Annotated in this window: 15 protein-coding genes; 7 read left to right on the top strand and 8 right to left on the bottom strand. The window is 72.1% G+C overall.

Annotated features, from left to right (window positions below):
- Positions 1–9: 9 nt before the first annotated feature.
- The 3 genes from VIS07_08835 to hpnR form a co-directional block, all read right to left on the bottom strand.
- A complete protein-coding gene (locus tag VIS07_08835) occupies positions 10–774 on the bottom strand; it encodes a helix-turn-helix domain-containing protein (protein HEY8515606.1) in 765 nt (254 codons plus the stop codon).
- An 8-nt stretch (positions 775–782) separates the two neighbouring features.
- Positions 783–1,205 carry a nuclear transport factor 2 family protein gene (locus tag VIS07_08830; GenBank protein ID HEY8515605.1) on the bottom strand — a complete coding sequence of 141 codons (423 nt, stop codon included), beginning with the start codon at positions 1,203–1,205 and terminating at the stop codon, positions 783–785.
- Between the two features lie 67 nt (positions 1,206–1,272).
- On the bottom strand, positions 1,273–2,769 hold the full coding sequence (gene hpnR, locus VIS07_08825; protein ID HEY8515604.1) for a hopanoid C-3 methylase HpnR: 1,497 nt from the start codon (positions 2,767–2,769) through the stop codon (positions 1,273–1,275).
- 121 nt (positions 2,770–2,890) lie between these two features.
- Here hpnR and VIS07_08820 point away from each other — a divergent pair, with 121 nt between their 5' ends.
- The 4 genes from VIS07_08820 to VIS07_08805 all read left to right on the top strand — a co-directional run bounded on the left by VIS07_08820 (position 2,891) and on the right by VIS07_08805 (position 6,594).
- The gene (locus tag VIS07_08820) at positions 2,891–3,505 is read left to right on the top strand and encodes a class I SAM-dependent methyltransferase (protein HEY8515603.1); all 615 of its coding nucleotides are present in this window, start codon (positions 2,891–2,893) and stop codon (positions 3,503–3,505) included.
- A 276-nt stretch (positions 3,506–3,781) separates the two neighbouring features.
- Positions 3,782–4,024 carry a hypothetical protein gene (locus VIS07_08815; GenBank protein HEY8515602.1) on the top strand — a complete coding sequence of 81 codons (243 nt, stop codon included), beginning with the start codon at positions 3,782–3,784 and terminating at the stop codon, positions 4,022–4,024.
- A gap of 53 nt (positions 4,025–4,077) precedes the next feature.
- The gene (locus tag VIS07_08810) at positions 4,078–4,407 is read left to right on the top strand and encodes a hypothetical protein (GenBank protein ID HEY8515601.1); all 330 of its coding nucleotides are present in this window, start codon (positions 4,078–4,080) and stop codon (positions 4,405–4,407) included.
- Between the two features lie 366 nt (positions 4,408–4,773).
- Positions 4,774–6,594 (top strand): sulfatase, encoded by a 1,821-nt coding sequence (locus tag VIS07_08805; GenBank protein ID HEY8515600.1) that lies wholly within the window; start codon positions 4,774–4,776, stop codon positions 6,592–6,594.
- Between the two features lie 51 nt (positions 6,595–6,645).
- Here VIS07_08805 and VIS07_08800 read toward each other — a convergent pair whose 3' ends face one another.
- From VIS07_08800 to VIS07_08780, 5 genes are all read right to left on the bottom strand, one after another.
- Positions 6,646–7,614, bottom strand: coding sequence for an LLM class flavin-dependent oxidoreductase (locus tag VIS07_08800; protein ID HEY8515599.1), 969 nt, complete (start codon positions 7,612–7,614; stop codon positions 6,646–6,648).
- Between the two features lie 27 nt (positions 7,615–7,641).
- On the bottom strand, positions 7,642–8,697 hold the full coding sequence (locus VIS07_08795; GenBank protein ID HEY8515598.1) for a phosphotransferase: 1,056 nt from the start codon (positions 8,695–8,697) through the stop codon (positions 7,642–7,644).
- 32 nt (positions 8,698–8,729) lie between these two features.
- Positions 8,730–9,665, bottom strand: coding sequence for an LLM class flavin-dependent oxidoreductase (locus tag VIS07_08790; GenBank protein ID HEY8515597.1), 936 nt, complete (start codon positions 9,663–9,665; stop codon positions 8,730–8,732).
- A gap of 13 nt (positions 9,666–9,678) precedes the next feature.
- Complete coding sequence (locus VIS07_08785) at positions 9,679–10,656, bottom strand: 2OG-Fe(II) oxygenase (protein ID HEY8515596.1); 978 nt, start codon at positions 10,654–10,656, stop codon at positions 9,679–9,681.
- Positions 10,657–10,753: 97 nt separating this feature from the next.
- Complete coding sequence (locus VIS07_08780) at positions 10,754–11,629, bottom strand: LLM class flavin-dependent oxidoreductase (protein HEY8515595.1); 876 nt, start codon at positions 11,627–11,629, stop codon at positions 10,754–10,756.
- A gap of 118 nt (positions 11,630–11,747) precedes the next feature.
- On the opposite strand from VIS07_08780, the gene VIS07_08775 reads away from it, so the two are divergent.
- The 3 genes from VIS07_08775 to VIS07_08765 all read left to right on the top strand — a co-directional run bounded on the left by VIS07_08775 (position 11,748) and on the right by VIS07_08765 (position 15,124).
- Positions 11,748–13,139: an MATE family efflux transporter gene (locus tag VIS07_08775; GenBank protein HEY8515594.1), complete on the top strand. Its 1,392-nt coding sequence runs from the start codon at positions 11,748–11,750 to the stop codon at positions 13,137–13,139.
- 133 nt (positions 13,140–13,272) lie between these two features.
- Positions 13,273–13,437 carry a hypothetical protein gene (locus VIS07_08770; protein ID HEY8515593.1) on the top strand — a complete coding sequence of 55 codons (165 nt, stop codon included), beginning with the start codon at positions 13,273–13,275 and terminating at the stop codon, positions 13,435–13,437.
- A 139-nt stretch (positions 13,438–13,576) separates the two neighbouring features.
- Positions 13,577–15,124 carry a hypothetical protein gene (locus tag VIS07_08765; GenBank protein ID HEY8515592.1) on the top strand — a complete coding sequence of 516 codons (1,548 nt, stop codon included), beginning with the start codon at positions 13,577–13,579 and terminating at the stop codon, positions 15,122–15,124.
- The last annotated feature ends 99 nt before the right edge of the window (positions 15,125–15,223 follow it).

Below are 15,223 nucleotides of genomic sequence, written 5' to 3'. Positions count from 1 at the left end.
CGCGCGCGCTCAGGCGTGCGCGCCGGAGCGCGCGCGCTTCGCCGTCCCCGCCGGCCGCGACGTCGCCGCGCCGCGCGCTTCCGTGGCGCGTGTTTCCGTAGCGCGCGCGTCCGCACGACGCGTCTCCGCGCCGCGCGACTCGGCGAGCGCGGCATTCACCAGCGCCCTGATCGCCCATTGCTTGACGGAGCGCGCGGTGCGCTCGTCGAGCCGCAGTACGTCGCGGAAGACGATCATCGACTCGGTGCCGAAGATCAGCGCGAGCGCGGCGCGCAGCTTCGCGTAGGTCGCACGGTCGAAGCGGTCGCGCGCCGGGGCGAGCGCCGCGTCGATCAGCGCCGTGCGGCGATTCTGGCGCCGCGGCGGGCCGTCGCCCGCGCCGTCGCTCGCCTCACCATCCGCGCGATCCCGCACGCCGCGCTCGGCGCCGTCGTCGGCCGCGAGCAGCCGCGCGAGCATCAAGCGGTACTGCGTCGGGTTGGCGAAGGTCACGCGGTGCATCGCCGCCTCGGCGCGGTCGAGGCGCTCGATCGGGTCCGTGCTCGGGTCGTCCGCGAACAGCGACTCCGGCGTCGGCTGCTCGCCGTCGAGCGGCGCCTCGGCGAGCAGCGCCTCGCGGCTCGGGAAGTAGCGGTACGCGGTCGCGCGCGAGATGCGCGCCGCGTCCGCGACCTCCGCGACGCTCGGCGTGCGCCCTTCGCGCAGCAGACGGGCCGCCGCCTCGAGCAGGTCCTTGCGCGTGCGGTAGCGCTGGTTCTCGCCGCGCGTCGCCATCGCTGCGCTCAGGCCGCCTGGAGCTGCTGCTGGATCGCCGCGAGGTCGACCCACACCTGCTCGCGCGTGATGCGTGCGTCGTCGCCGAACTCGAGCACGTGCAGCAGGCGGAACTCGAGCGGACGGCCGCCGCCCTCGCAGCCGAACGGACGCCCGACCGCGCGCCCGCGCCAGAGCGACTCGTCGACGATGAAGCCGTCGCCGTAGAGGCGGCGAAGCGGCGTCACCCGACCGTCCGCGAGGTCGCGGAACAGCGCCTCGTAGAACGGGCGCGCGCCCGCCGGGCCGTGCACCGGTCCGGTCGGCCAGCCGACCACGTCGTGCTCGACGTCGGGCGCGAGGGTCGCCAGCACGCCGGCGACGTCGTCGCGCGCCTCGTAGCCGAAGTGCTCGTCGAGCATGCGGTTCATCTCATCACGGGTCGGCGCCATGCGTCCTCCTGGGTTGTGAGACGCACCACCCGTAATGAGACCACTGTCTCATGTCAAGAGATTTGTCTCACATCGCCGCGGCGGCCGGCTGGTGCACGTAGAGCGTGCTCGGACGCGGGCGCTGCCCGCTCTCGAGGCGCGCGCTCGGCAGACCGATCGAGTACCGCACCGGCTTCTGGTGGTCGGCGAGCAGGCGCTCGACGCTGTACACGCTCGAGAACTTGAACAGCATGCGGAAGAAGTTCGTCTGCCCGCGCAGCAGGAGACGCGTCGTGATGCCGAGCACGTCGTACGCGGCGCGCCAGCCCATGTGCTTGCGCGCGAGCACCTGCTGGGTCTTGACGATCTCGCCGTAGAACTCCTCGAGCGGCAGCGTCGTCGGCAGCACCGCGTGCTGGACGTCGAACAGGCGGTAGTCGCGCGTCGTGAGCTGACGCGACTCCGTGTGCCAGATCTCCGTGCCGGGGTACGGCGTCGCGATCGTCAAGTGCACGATCTCCGGCACCTCGAGCGCCCACTGGCGGACGATCTCGAAGCGCCGGCGGTCCCAGCTCGGGTCGGCGATGATGTTCACCGCGACGACGAGCCCGAGCGCGCGCGCCACCTCGAGCGCGCGCTCGTTGTCGTTCAGCACGACGCGCTTGCGGAAGCGCTTGAGGCCGTCCTCGTCGATCGCCTCGATGCCGAGGAACATGTAGCGCAGGCCGAGACGGGTCCAGCGCTCGAACACCTCGCGGTTGCGCAGCAGGACGTCGGCGCGGGTCTCGAGGTAGTAGCGCTTCTTGATGCCGCGCCGCTCGACCTCGTCCGCGATCGCCATGCCGTGCTCGGGACGGATGAAGGCGACGTCGTCGACGATGAAGACGTTCGGCTCGGCGATGCTCGCGAGATCCTCGCCCGCGGCCTCGGGGGTGAACTTGCGGTAGCTGCGGCCGTAGAAGGTCCAGGCGCTGCAGAAGTTGCAGTCCCACGGGCAGCCGCGCGTCAGCTCGACCGACGCGCACGGGTCGAGCTCGCCGATGAAGTACTTGCGACGACGGCGCAGCGCGCGGCGCAGCGGCAGGTGCTTCTCGGGGTTGCGCAGCAGCTGCGGCTCGGGTCCGCGACCCGCCGCGGTGACGACGCCGGGGATGGTGAGCAGGTCGCCGCCGCGCCCGAAGGTCTCGACCACGAGCGGCGCGACGCCCTCACCTTCGCCGCGCACGACGCAGTCGAGCGCGCCGTTCGCGTGCGCCAGCATCTCCTCCGCGATGAACGACGCGCTGTGCCCGCCGGCGAAGACGCACGCGTCGGGCAGCAGCTTCTTGGTCTCGATCGCGAGGTCGATCACCTCCGGCACGTTGGCGAGGTAGTTCACCGAGAAGCCGACCGCGTCGGGTCGGAAGGAGCGCAGCTCGGCGCGCAGCTCTTCGTGCGTGGAGGTCTGCAGGTCGACGAGCCGGACGTCGCAGCCCGCGCTCGCGAGCGCGCTCGCGACGCACTCCAGTCCCAGAGGTTCCAGCCGCAGGTAGATCTCCGAGAACAACAGCGGGCTCGGATGGACCAGCAGCACCTTCGTTGCCATCGCTCCCCTCCCCCAAAGGCGTCGACGCTCTGTAATCGTCCCGGCCGGTCCGTCAAGCTCACGGACCGCAGGCCGTCGGCTGCGTTGACGTAGCCCGCTCGATCACGTGGAAAGAGCCGGCATGAGAATCCGTTTCTTGTGCACGCTCCTCCTTCTCAGCCTGTGCATCGGCTGCAGCAGCATCAAGCGGTTCGGCTACGAGGGCTTCGGACGCGACGAGTGGCAGCAGCCGGCGCGGGTCGTCGAGACGCTGCAGATCGAGCCGCGCGCGAAGGTCGCCGACCTCGGCGCCGGCGGCGGCTACTTCACCTTCCGCCTCGCCGACGCGGTCGGCCCGCAGGGGATCGTCTACGCGGTCGACGTCGACCCCGACATGACCGGCTACCTGCGCGAGCGCGCCGCCAAGGAGGGCTACACGAACGTGACCGTGGTCGAGGCGGCGGCGGACGACCCGCGCCTCCCGGCGGGGAGCGTCGACCTGCTGTTCACCTGCAACACCTACCACCACATCCCGGACGCCCGCGCCTACTTCGCGCGCGTCAAGCAAGTCCTCGCGCCCGACGGCCGGATCGCGATCATCGAGACGCGCGACGAAGGTTTCTTCGGCGGCGCGTTCGGCCATTCGACGAACGCGGACACGATCCGCAGCGACATGGAAGCCGCGGGCTACCGCCTGGTCGCGGCGTACGACTTCCTGCCGCAGCAGAGCTTCCAGGTGTTCGCACCGGCGAGCTGACGGACGGCGGACGCCTCGAGCGTACGGCGTCCGCCACGGCTCACGATCGATCGCTCTTCGTATCGTCGCCCTACGAGAGGCGCATCGCACACGGGCGGCGAAAACGCGTCGCGTGTCACGCTCGTGACCGCACCTGCGACACAGCATCCGACACGTCGACGCAGAAATCCTTGCCTGACGCGGGCCTTGGAGGCCGCGCGTGACGCGCGCCGCTGGTCCGCCGGTTGCACTGCGCGCGCCGGCGCACACCACGCTGCAACAAGGGAGGGGTGTACCATGTCACAGCACATGCTGATGGTGCTTCTCGCATCCGTCATCAACGTCGCTGCCCCGGAGCCCGCAACGCCCTGCGTCGAGGCGCTCGCGAAGCTCGAGCGGCGAGGTCTCGAGATCGTCGCCGTCGAGGGCACGACGGATCACCTGACCTACACGCTGATGTCGCCCCCGGAGGCGGCGCGGCACAAGAGCGCGATCCTGTTCTGCGGCACGGACTTCGATCTCGGGGGGGGCCTGCCATGAGAGCCTCCGGGAAGCGCATCGTCACGGGCGCTCTGCTCGCATCGCTGCTCGCCGTGCCGAGCGGCGCCACGGCACAGAGCTCTGCGGCAAAGCTGGTCGTCACCGACTACGAGGGCTCGGAAGGGACGCCGAGGATCGCGTCCGGCCTCTCGTGCGCGCGCGCCTTGCTCAAGCTGCGGCGGGCCGGAATGGACGTCGTCGCGACGACGATTCCTCCGGGTCAACGCGACGTCGAGCAAGTGGCGGCCGAGCTTCCTTTCGCGAAGCCGACCATCATCTACACGCTGCACGCGCTCGCCACACCGAAGCGCGTGGCGATCCTGGCCTGCGGGGTCCTGGACCCGAGACGAGACGAGCCGTCATCGGTAGACCCGGAACCGTAGTCAAGTCCAAACTTTAACGAGCGCGACGCGCCCTTGGCCCATCGCGCGCCCGCTCGGGTGCACGCGATGGGCCGCGCGCGGCCGCGCGGCCGTTCGCGTCCATCGTCGACGGCCACGAAGCGACCGCGGCAACCGTGACCGGCCGCGGTGCCGGCGGCACGAGGTCGTCGGCACCACACCCCATGCACGACGCCACGGAACCCGGGCTGACACGCGACATGCGCGGTGGCAGGATCGTCGCCCGGACGTCGCGAACCCTGACCAGCCCGCAGCTTTCCGCGCGTCGGCGTCGCGAACATGGCCGAGGGTACGCACCGCGCCTTCTCCGCTCGTGCGGCACGCAGGGCCGCGCTCCAGGCCACGTGCGTGCTGATCGCGTGCGCGGCCGTCGTCGCCGCCGTCCGCGCGCTACGGCGCAGCGACGAGCCGTCGGTCACGGAGCTCGCGCCGCTCGCGAACTGCCTCGCCGAGACGCAGCGTCGCGGCGTCGCGCGCTGGCAGCCGGCAGCGAAGGAGAGCGCGTCCGCCGATCGGCTGACGCTCGGCGCCGAAGAGACGCTCGCGATCCCGCTCCACCTGCCGCGGCGCCCGGTGCTGCGCTTCGGCGTCGAGCCGGCGGGCCAGGCGACGGCGTTGCGGGTCTCGCTGCGGACCGACGACGGGCAACGCGACCTCGAGCCGACGCCCGATCCATCCTCGGGAGAATGGGTCGTGAGCCTCGGCGGCGCGGACGCGCGCATCGCGGCGCTCGAGCTCGAGAACCGCGCGCGGAGAAGGAGCGCCGTCGTGCGACCGCGCATCTCGGGTGAGAACGCGGCACGATCCGCGCCGCTCGCGCCGCCGGCGACCGCGCCGCGGCCGCCGAACGTCGTGCTCTACGTGACCGACACGCTGCGCGCCGATCACCTCTCGGCCTACGGCTACCAGCGCAAGACGTCGCCCCACCTCGACGCCCTCGCCGCGCGCGGGACGCTCTTCTGGAACGCGTACGCGACCGGACCGAGCACGCTGCACTCGCTGCCGTCGCTGTTCACCTCGCGGCTCGCGTCGACGCTCGGCGCGGGCATCCGCGCCGCCCCGTGGACGCTCGCCGAGCTGTTCCGCCGAGCCGGCTATCGCACCGGCGGATTCCAGGCCAATCCGTGGGTGAGCGGCGCGCTGGGCTTCGGCCGCGGCTTCGACCGCTACGCGGTCTTCGAGGAGCGCGACGCGCACGGCAAGCAGGTGCGCGTGCCCGCCGAGCGGCTCCACGACGCCGCGCTCCAATGGCTGCGCGAGGACGAGGGCCATCCGTTCTTCCTCTTCGTGCAGAACCTCGACGTGCACATGCCCTACGACCCGCCCGAGCCGTTCCGCACGCGCTTCCACTCGGCCGAGCTGCCGGCGGAGCCGCGCGTCCGGCGACGGCAGCCGATCGCGTACGTCGAGCTGCAGCGCCTGTTCGAGCGCGCGGTCGAGGAGCACGCGACGACCGACGTGCCGCTCGTCGATCTCTACGACGGCGCGATCGCGTACGTCGACCACGAGATCGGCAAGCTCGTCGCGACGCTCGAGGAGCTGGGGGTCCTCGACGAGACGATTCTGCTCTTGACGTCGGATCACGGCGAGGCGCTCGGCAACCTCGACGACGGCACGCACGCGCACGGCCACTCGCTGTACGAGCCCCTGGTCCGCGTGCCGATGATCCTGGTGCGACCGGACGTCGCGCGCCCCGTGCGCGTGACCGAGCCGGTGAGCCTGCTCGACGTGGCGCCGACGCTGGCCGCGCTGGCCGGCCTACCGGTTCCCGCGGACGCGCAGGGAAGGAGCCTCGTCACGCCGTACGGCGAAGCAGGACCGCCGCCCACCGTCGGCGAGCTGCTCGCGCTCCCGTCGACGGCCAGGATGCGCGACACGCTCGCGGCGGGCGAGACCTCGCCCGTCTCCGCGTGGTTCGCGCGCCACGGTCCCTGGAAGGCGATCGCGACCCCCGAGCGCATCGACCTCTTCCACCTGCCCACCGATCCCTTCGAGACCGAGGACAGGAGCGCCGAGCTGCCGGTGACCGCCGCCTACCTCGCGTCGAGCCGCTGCCGTGTCCTGCCCACGCGCAAGCCGCCGAGCGCCGTCGAGCGCGAAGCGGGGCTCGACGAAGAGCAGGTCCGCGACGTCGAGCAGGCGCTGCGCACGCTCGGCTACATCGAGTAGCGCGCTCGCGCGCCGCGCCTGCGCAGCCGCTTCACGCGGACGACGACGCGCTCACGCAAACAGCGACGCGAACGCCTCGAGCTCGCGCGGCACGTCCGGCCCCGCCGGCTGGTACGCGATCTCGGTCGCGCCCGCCGCCTCGAGCTGCGCGATGCGCTCGCGCCAGCCCTCGCGCGTCATCGCGAAGCCGCTCCCGGCCAGCAGCTCGCCGGTGACGAACGGACGGTCGCGGTCGTTGATCGCGATCAGGTGACGGTCGTGCAGCGCGAGGTGCCGCACGCGCTCGGGCACGTCGGCGTAGGCCTGCGCCCACTCCTTGCCGTTCGGCAGCAGGTCGAGCTGCTTGTTCTCGAGCGCGAAGTGGAACAGCACCGGCAGCGCGTGACCGGCGGCGGCGAGCACGCGCGGCGAGCCGGGGTCCTCGCCCGGCTCGAGCACGGTGCCGAAGGTCAGCGCGACGCTCCAGTCGAAGCCCGGGATCGGCATCGGCGCGCCGAACACGCCGTCGCCGAGCTCGCGTGCCGCGGCGATGCCCTTCGGGCCGGCGGCGGCGATGACGATCGGCACGTTGATCGGACGGCGCGGCGCGTAGCCTTCGGGGTGGATCATCTGCAGGACGCCGCCCTCCCACTCGACCTGCTCGCCGCGCAGCAGCGCGCGCAGCGTGGTCACGTAGGAGCGCACGTAGGTCCACTTGAGCGGCCGCTGCCCGAGCGTGAGCCGTCCGGTGAAGCCCGAGCCGATGCCGATCGCGACGCGCTCCTCGCCGGCGAGCGACACCAGCGTCGCGATCGCCGACGCCGTCACCATCGGATGGCGCAGGCTCGGCACCAGCACGCCCGTGCCGAGGCCGATGCGCGAGGTGCGCTCCGCGGCGCGGCAGAGCTGCACCCAGACGTCGGGGTAGAGCGCGGGCGAGTCGTAGAACCAGGCGCGCTTGTAGCCGAGCTGCTCGGCGATGCGCGCGTGCTCGTGGCTCTCGCTCGAGGTTGCGAACGCGCACGACAGAGTGATCGGCATGCTTCCTCTCCCGTTCGCGCGCAGCGCTCAGCGACGCTGCGCGAGCTGCCAGGCGGCGTCGGCGAGGCTACCCGCGAGCCGACCCACCGCCTCCGCGTTGTCCGAGCTCGCGTTGCCGGTCCTGGCGCGCATCGCGATGCCCTGCGCGATCGCCGCCAAGCGGAAGAGCGCGAAGACGACGTAGAACTCGAGGTTGTCGATCCGCTCGCGGCCGGTGCGTCGGCAGTACGCGGCAACGTACTCCTCGACCGTCGGGATGCCGAGCGCGTCGAGGTCCTGGTCCGCGAGGCTCGCGCCGTAGCCCTTCGGCGTGAAGTAGTTCATGACGTTGTAGCCGAGGTCGGCGAGCGGGTGGCCGAGCGTCGAGAGCTCCCAGTCGAGCACGGCGAGCACGCGCGGCTCCGTGGGATGGATCACCATGTTCTCGAGCCGGAAGTCGCCGTGCGCGATGCGCGTCTCGTCGCCGGGCGGGATGTTGCTCGGCAGCCACTCGACGAGGCGGTTGAAGGACTCGATCTCGTCGGTCTTCGAGGCCTCGTACTGCTTGATCCAGCGCGCGATCTGGCGCTGGAAGTAGTTGCCCGGCTTGCCGAAGTCCCCGAGCCCGATCGCCGCCGGATCGATCGTGTGCAGCCGCGCGAGCGTCTCGTTCATCGCGTCGTAGATCGCGCGGCGCTCGGCGGGCTCCATGCCCGGCAGCAGCGGGTCGCGCAGGATGCGACCCTGTACCCACTCCATGACGTAGAACATCTGACCGATCACCGAGGTGTCCTCGCACAGCACGAGGACCCGCGGCACGGGGAAGCCGACGCTCGCGAGCGCCTTCTGCACGCGGAACTCGCGGTCGACGGCGTGCGCCGACGGCAGGAGCTGTCCTGGCGGCTTCTTGCGCAGCACCAGGTGGCGGTCGCCCTCCGTCAAGAAGAAGGTCGGATTGGACTGGCCGCCGGCGAACTGCTGCACGCGCAGCGGCCCGCGGTAGCCTTCGAGGTTCCGCTCGAGCCAGCGCGCGAGCGCCTGCTCGTCGAAGCGGTGTCGCTCTGCGACCGGGCCAACGTCTTGAGGTTCAACGTTCTGTGTCACGGCGGGCAAGCTACGGCCGCGCGGTCGAGCCGTCAACGCGAAGCGAAGTGCGGCAGGATCTCGCGTCCGATCAGCTCGACCTGCTCGAGCAGCTCGCCGGCCGGAGCGACCGGAAAGAGCACGAACTTGGTGCAGCCGACGGCGACGTACGCCTCGACCCGCGCGATCACGTCCTCGATCGTCCCGACCGCCGAGCGCTCGGCGAGCGCCTGCTGCGGCACCTTGCGCCCGGCGAGGAAGCGCTCGACCGCCGCGCGCGCCGCGTCGACGTCGCGGCTCACGTGCGTCAAGAGCAGGACGCCCGCTTCGCCGGGCTCGATCGCGCGGCCGTGCTCGGCGGCGTACGTCGCGAGCTTGCGCATCCCCGACGCGAACTCCTGCGCGGTGACGAACGACGGCAGCCAGCCGTCGCCGTAGCGCGCGACGCGCTTCAGCGCGAGGTCGCTGCTGCCGCCGATCCACACGTCGAGCGGTCCGCCGACGGGACGCGGCTCGAGCGTCACGTTCTCGAAGCGGTAGAAGCGGCCGTGGTGCGTGACCTTCTCCTCGCTCCACAGCCGACGCAGCACCTCGACGCCCTCGCGCATGCGCGCGCCGCGCTCGTTCTCCGGGATGCCCGACACCGTGCAGTCGCGCGGGTCGGCGCCGATGCCGACCGCCATGATGATGCGCCGCCGGCCGCCGCTCAGGTGATCGAGCGTCGCGTAGGTCTTCGCGACCTGGATCGGGTCGCGCGCCGGCAGCGACAGCACGCTCGGGCCCATCTTGATGCGCTTCGTGCGCGCCGCGAACAGCGCCATGAGGCACGCGACGTCGAGGCTCGGCTGGCGCGACACGATGTGGTCCGAGGGCCAGATCGAGTCGATGCCGAGCTCCTCGGCGCGCTCGGCGAACGCGCAGATCTCGTCGGCGTCGGGGATGCCCGCGCGGCTGATGCTGAACCCGATGCCGATTTTGATCTTGCTCACGCGGCGACCGCCTTCAGCGCCGTGCGCCGCGCGCGACCGTGCGCTCGACGACGCGCCGCAGCGCGCGCCGCGCCAGGGTGAGCGGACGCGGCGTGGCCTCGACGCCGCTCTGCTCGCAGCGCGCGCGCAGCGTCGGCTGCGCGTAGTCGATCGCGCGCCCGTAGAGGTACTCGAGCTTGCGGTCGCGCCGCGCGAGCAGCCGCTCGAGCTCGGCGACGTCCTCCTCGCTCAGCGTGTGGCCCGGGCGGATGTGGGCGGGCAGCGGGCGGTCGGTGTAGATCGTGATGTCGTGCGGGATCAGCGGCCCCGGACCGCGCTCGCGCGTGTAGAGGTACATCGCGAACGAGCGCCGCGAGAGCTTGCGCTTCTCGGGCGGCAGCTCGATGCGGCGAAAGCCGTGCCACGAGCGGTCGCTGGTGGCGAAGATCACGCAGCGGTTCAGCACCGGCGAGATCGTCTTCACCTCGTCGAGCGCCGGGTGCAGCCACGGGTTGGTGTGCAGCTCGAGCGCGCCGCCCCACGACTCGTCCCACTCGTCGTTGAGGTAGAGCAGCAAATTGAGCCGGCGGTGCAGCCCGGTCTCGGGGTGGAGGTTGAAGTCGATGTGCGGATCGAGCTCCATCCCGTGCAGGTTCTCGTGCGTGCCGCCGCCGTAGTAGTGCGGGTCGAACAGCAGGTTCGGGATGCCGGAGATGCGGCTCAGGAGGTTCAGGAACTCCGGCGAGCGCAGCCCGCGGTCGAGCGTCGCGTACGCCTCGCCGAGACGCGACACGTCCTCGCGCCACGCCTTGCCGAGCTCGCCCCACTCGTTGCGAAAGCGCTCGGCATCGTAGGCCGGGAACTCGCCGGCGAGGCGTCGGCAGAAGCTCGCGTCGAGAAAGCCGTCGATGACGACGTGCGGGAACGGCTTCGCCGAGCGGAACTCGTGCGCGAGCTCGTCCGCCATGGCGTGCACGCGCGCGTCGACGATCGAGGGCGCATCGACGGTCATGGCGGCGTCCTTAGCACGAATGCGACGCACGGCACGACGCGCCGCGCGCGCCATCCCGCGACGCGCCACCAGCACGATCCACGACGCGCCGTGCGCGCTATCCGAGCACGTCCGCGACGCGGTCGAGCTCGCTCGGGTCGGCGGTGGTCGGCACCAGGATGAGCTCGTCGGCGCCGAGGTCGCGAATGCGCGCGACGGCGTCGCGCAGCGCGTCGGCGGACACCGTGGTGCACAGCGCTGCGAGGCTCGCCGCGACGTCGCGTCCGGCGAAATCCATGTAGCGGCGGACGTAGGCGTCCATCTGCTCGCGCGCCCCGGGGCCGAGCGCGAACCAGCAGCTCGTCACCAGACGCGGCGCGCGCTCGCGTCCGGCCTCGCGCCAGGCGGCACGCGCGGTCTCGAACGCGCGCTCGACCTCCGTCGGGTCGGGACCGAAGCTGAAGCCGCAGAGACCGTCGGCGAAGCGCGCGGCGCGGCGGATCGAGCTCGCGACCAGCGAGCCGGCGAGGATCTCCGGACCGCCCGGCTGGCACGGCGCGGGCCCGATCGGCGCGACGCCCTCGATCACCTGCTCGCCGCGCCATGCGCGCCGCAGCACGCCGACCTGCTCCTCGAGGCGCCTCGCGCGGCGCGCGAAGCTCGCGGCCGCGACCCTGTAGTCCTCCTCGCGTCCGCCGACGCCGACGCCGACCGTCAAACGCCCCGCCGACAGCACGTCGAGCGTCGCGAGCTGCTTTGCGACCAGCAGCGTCGCGTGCAGCGGCAGCACGACCACGGTGCAGGCGATGCGCACGCGCTCGGTGACCGCCGCCGCGGCGGACAGCGTGACCAGCATCTCCTGGTTCGGAAACGCGAGACGCTCGCCGGCCGCGAGGGTCGCGTACGGCCCGCGGTCGATGCGCCGCATCCACTCGAGCAGGATCGCGCGATCGAGCCCCGGCACCATGGTCGGCAGCGTCATCCCGATCTTCATGCGGGGCTCGTATCCCGCGCGGCGCGCGGACGGCAATTCTCCACGACGATCGAAGGGCTCTCGGACGAGCAAGGCGCGCCCGCTACACTGGCCGCTTCCCATGTCGTCCGCCGCCGTCATGACGCACATCCGTCGCGCGGCCCGGCCGCTCGCGGGCATGAGGCAGGAGCTGCCGGCGCTGCTCCGTCTCGCGGGTCCCGTCGTGGTCGCGGAGCTCGGCGGCATGTCGATGGGCCTCGTCGACACGATGATGGTCGGGCGCGTCAGCGCCGAGGCGATCGGTGCGGTGTCGGTCGGCGCGAACCTCTTCCACTTCGTGAGCGTCGCCGGGATCGGCGTGCTGCTCGGGCTCGACTATCTGGTCGCGCACGCCTTCGGCGGCGGACGCTTGAAGGAGGCGCACCGCTCGCTCGTGCAGAGCCTGTGGCTGTGCGTCGCGCTCGGCGCGCTGCTCACCTTCGTGCTCTGGCTCGCGCACGAGTACCTGCACGAGCTCGGCATCGAGCCCGCCGTGCTGCCGGACGCGCGCTCGTACCTCTCGGTGGTGACGCTCAGCGTGCTGCCGTTCCTGTGGTTCGTCGCGCTGCGCCGCTACCTGCAGGCGATCGGTCTCGTGCGCGCCGCGACCTTCGCGCTGCTCAGCGCGAACCTGATCAACGTCGCGGCGAACTGGGTGCTGATCTTCGGCCACCTCGGCGCCCCCAAGCTCGGCGCCACGGGTGCGGCGTGGGCGACGGTGCTGTCGCGCCTCTACATGCTCGCGGTGCTGGTCGGCTTCACGATCTGGTACGCGCGCCGCTACGACCGCGCGCTGTTCCGCACCCCGCCGTGGCCCGACCTCGCGGTGCTGCGCCGCATCGTCGCGCTCGGCGCTCCGGCGTCGGTGCAGGTGATGCTCGAGGGCGGCGTCTTCACCGCGGCGACGCTGCTCGCCGCGGGGCTCGATCCGCTGTCGCTCGCGGCGCACCAGATCGCGCTCGGCGCGGCGGCGTTCTCCTTCATGGTGCCGCTCGGCGTCGCGTCGGCGGGCGCGGTGCGCGTCGGACAGGAGCTCGGCGCGAACCGCGTCGCGGCGGCGGAGCGCTCGGGCTGGGCGGCGCTCGCGGTCGGCGGCGCGTTCATGAGCTGCGCGGCGCTGGTCTTCATGCTGGCGCCCCGGCTCGTGATGCGCGCCTTCACCAACGACGAGGCGGTGATCGCGACCGGCGTCTCGCTGCTGCTGATCGCGGCGGTGTTCCAGCTCTTCGACGGCCTGCAGGTGGTCGGGGCCGGCGTGCTGCGCGGCTCCGGCGACACGCGCACCGCGATGGTGGCCGCTCTGATCGGCTACTGGGTGCTCGGGCTGCCGGTCGGCTATGCGCTCTGCTTCAGGTTCGGGCTCGGCGTGCGCGGGCTGTGGATCGGGCTCTCGATCGGGCTGATCGTGGTCGCGCTCGCGCTGGTCGCGCGGTGGGGTCGCCGCATGCGGCTCCTGCGCGCGTCCCACGCGGTGGAACGCCAAGTCGCCTGATGCAGCGTTCGTGCGCGGCTGCGAGATCGTCGGCCGTGCAACCCTTCGTCGCGCGCCACGACACCGGAAACGCACGTCCGACGCGCGTGCCCTCGGGCGACGCGTGGCACGAGCGTTGCGGTTCCCGCGGGGCATGTCGGCGCCGATCCCCATGACGATGCTCGACCTCGTCGTCTGCCTGAGCGCGTTCGCGAAGACCGACCACGAGGTGGTGGCGCGAGCGACGGAGCTGATCGAGAAGCGCGTCGTCGTGCTGCGCGGCAGCTTCGCCGGGCAGCGGATCGGGGCGTCGCGCTGAGCGCGCGTCCGACGCCCCGCTGAAGCGCGCGCCGACGCGCCGCTCCATCGAAGGAGGCGCCGCTGCAGCGCCTCGCGCGCCGACGCGCTGCGCGAGAAGCGGCTTGCGCAGCCCGCAACGCGTCTCCTACCGTCGCGGGATGCCGCACCCCCGACGCTTCCGCGCGCTCTCCGCGCCCGCGCTCCTCTCTTTGCTCCTGTCCTGCGCCGCCGTCCTCGCGACCGCGGTGCCGAGCCTCGCCCTCGACGCCTTCGTGTGCAGCGCCGCGCGGCGCTCGCCCGGCAGCGTCCGGCCGCCGACCTTCACCGGCATCGGCATCGCGGACCACTACGGCTCGTCCACGCTCACCGTCAAGCAAACGAACCGCCTGTGCTCGCCGGCGTCGCTCGACGGCGTGCCGCCGACCGACGAGGCGACTCACCTGCTGCGTCATGCGGCGCGCTCGTCGGGACGCCAGCCGCGCGTGCGCGGCGTCCGCGTCGACAATGCCCTCGGCGAGCACGTCCTCGACCTCGGCGCGCCGAGCACGCTGCTCGCGCCGACGCTGGTGGATACGGCAACGACCCCGTCGCTGCCGGACTTCGCGAGCCACGAGGTCGACCGCTACCGCTGCCGCGTCGCGCGCACGCCGGGCGGCAAGAAGAACTTCGCCGCGGCCGGCACGCGCATCGAGGTCACCGACGCGGACGGCGCGACGCGCACGCTCGAGATCCTGCGTCCGCGCCAGCTCTGCTCGCCGGCCGACGTCGCCGGCGAGACGATGAAGCGCGCGCGCGTGCACCTCGCCTGCTACGACGCGCGGCTCGTCGGCAGCAAGGCGACTCGGCAGCGCGGCCTGCGCGTCGACGACGGCTTCGGCGCGACGGCGCTCGACACCGCCGCCGTCAAGGAAGTGTGCCTGCCGTCGACCGCGGTGCACGCCTGCAACGGCGCGCCCGAGCTCTGCGACCGGCGCTTCGACCAGGTCGCCTACGTGACGACGCACAACGCGAACTCGAACGTCGAGGACGGCTTCGTCGGGCCGAACCAGCGCTACGGCGTCGCGCGCCAGCTCGCGGACGGCGTCCGCGGGCTCATGCTCGACACGTACTACGACGCGGGCGAGGTGGTGCTCTGCCACGCGCTCTGCCAGCTCGGGAAGAAGCCGCTCGTCGACACGCTGATCGACATCCGCAAGTTCCTCGAGCGGCACCCGTACGAGATCGTCAGCATCATCTTCGAGAGCTACGTGAGCGCCGCCGACACCGAGGCCGCGTTCGCCGCGGCCGGGCTGCTGCCTTACGTGCACGCGCAGCCGGTCGGCGTTCCGTGGCCGACGCTGCGCGAGATGATCGCCGCCGACCGCAGGCTCGTCGTCTTCACCGACAACCAGGGCGGCGCGTATCCCTGGTACCACCGCGTGTGGACCTACGCGTTCGAGACGCACTACTCGTTCGCCAACCCGGCCGCCCTGAGCTGCGATCCGAACCGCGGCTCGCCGTCGAACAGCCTGTTCATCCTGAACCACTTCCTGACCCAGGTGTTCGGCTCGCCGGCGCTCGCCGAGCAGATCAACCACAACCCGCTGTTCATCGACCGCGCGCTCGAGTGCCAGGCAGCGAACGGCGCGCTGCCGAACTTCGTCACCGTCGACTTCTACGACATCGGCGACGTGATGAAGGTGGTCGCGCAGCTGAACGGGCTGTGATCGAGGGCTGTGAGCGGAGGGCGCCCCGGCGCGCCCCGCGGTCGGCGGCGCCCGCGCGCCGCTCGCGCGGCCGCTCCGTGACAGCACCACGACCAGCCG

The organism is Candidatus Binatia bacterium (assembly GCA_036563615.1).
Classification (GTDB): Bacteria; Desulfobacterota; Binatia; order UBA12015; family UBA12015; genus DATCMB01.
The sequence above is the reverse complement of the archived record's forward strand: the minus strand, read 5'-3'. Positions and strand labels throughout refer to the sequence as shown.

Excerpts from the sequence above, each read along its gene's own strand:
- hpnR (HEY8515604.1), bottom strand. The coding sequence starts at position 2,769 with ATGGCAACGAAGGTGCTGCTGGTCCATCCGAGCCCGCTGTTGTTCTCG.
- VIS07_08770 (HEY8515593.1), top strand. The coding sequence starts at position 13,273 with ATGTCGGCGCCGATCCCCATGACGATGCTCGACCTCGTCGTCTGCCTG.
- VIS07_08815 (HEY8515602.1), top strand. The coding sequence starts at position 3,782 with ATGTCACAGCACATGCTGATGGTGCTTCTCGCATCCGTCATCAACGTC.
- VIS07_08800 (HEY8515599.1), bottom strand. The coding sequence starts at position 7,614 with ATGCCGATCACTCTGTCGTGCGCGTTCGCAACCTCGAGCGAGAGCCAC.
- VIS07_08765 (HEY8515592.1), top strand. The coding sequence starts at position 13,577 with ATGCCGCACCCCCGACGCTTCCGCGCGCTCTCCGCGCCCGCGCTCCTC.
- VIS07_08830 (HEY8515605.1), bottom strand. The coding sequence starts at position 1,205 with ATGGCGCCGACCCGTGATGAGATGAACCGCATGCTCGACGAGCACTTC.
- VIS07_08775 (HEY8515594.1), top strand. The coding sequence starts at position 11,748 with ATGACGCACATCCGTCGCGCGGCCCGGCCGCTCGCGGGCATGAGGCAG.
- VIS07_08835 (HEY8515606.1), bottom strand. The coding sequence starts at position 774 with ATGGCGACGCGCGGCGAGAACCAGCGCTACCGCACGCGCAAGGACCTG.
- VIS07_08780 (HEY8515595.1), bottom strand. The coding sequence starts at position 11,629 with ATGAAGATCGGGATGACGCTGCCGACCATGGTGCCGGGGCTCGATCGC.
- VIS07_08785 (HEY8515596.1), bottom strand. The coding sequence starts at position 10,656 with ATGACCGTCGATGCGCCCTCGATCGTCGACGCGCGCGTGCACGCCATG.
- VIS07_08820 (HEY8515603.1), top strand. The coding sequence starts at position 2,891 with ATGAGAATCCGTTTCTTGTGCACGCTCCTCCTTCTCAGCCTGTGCATC.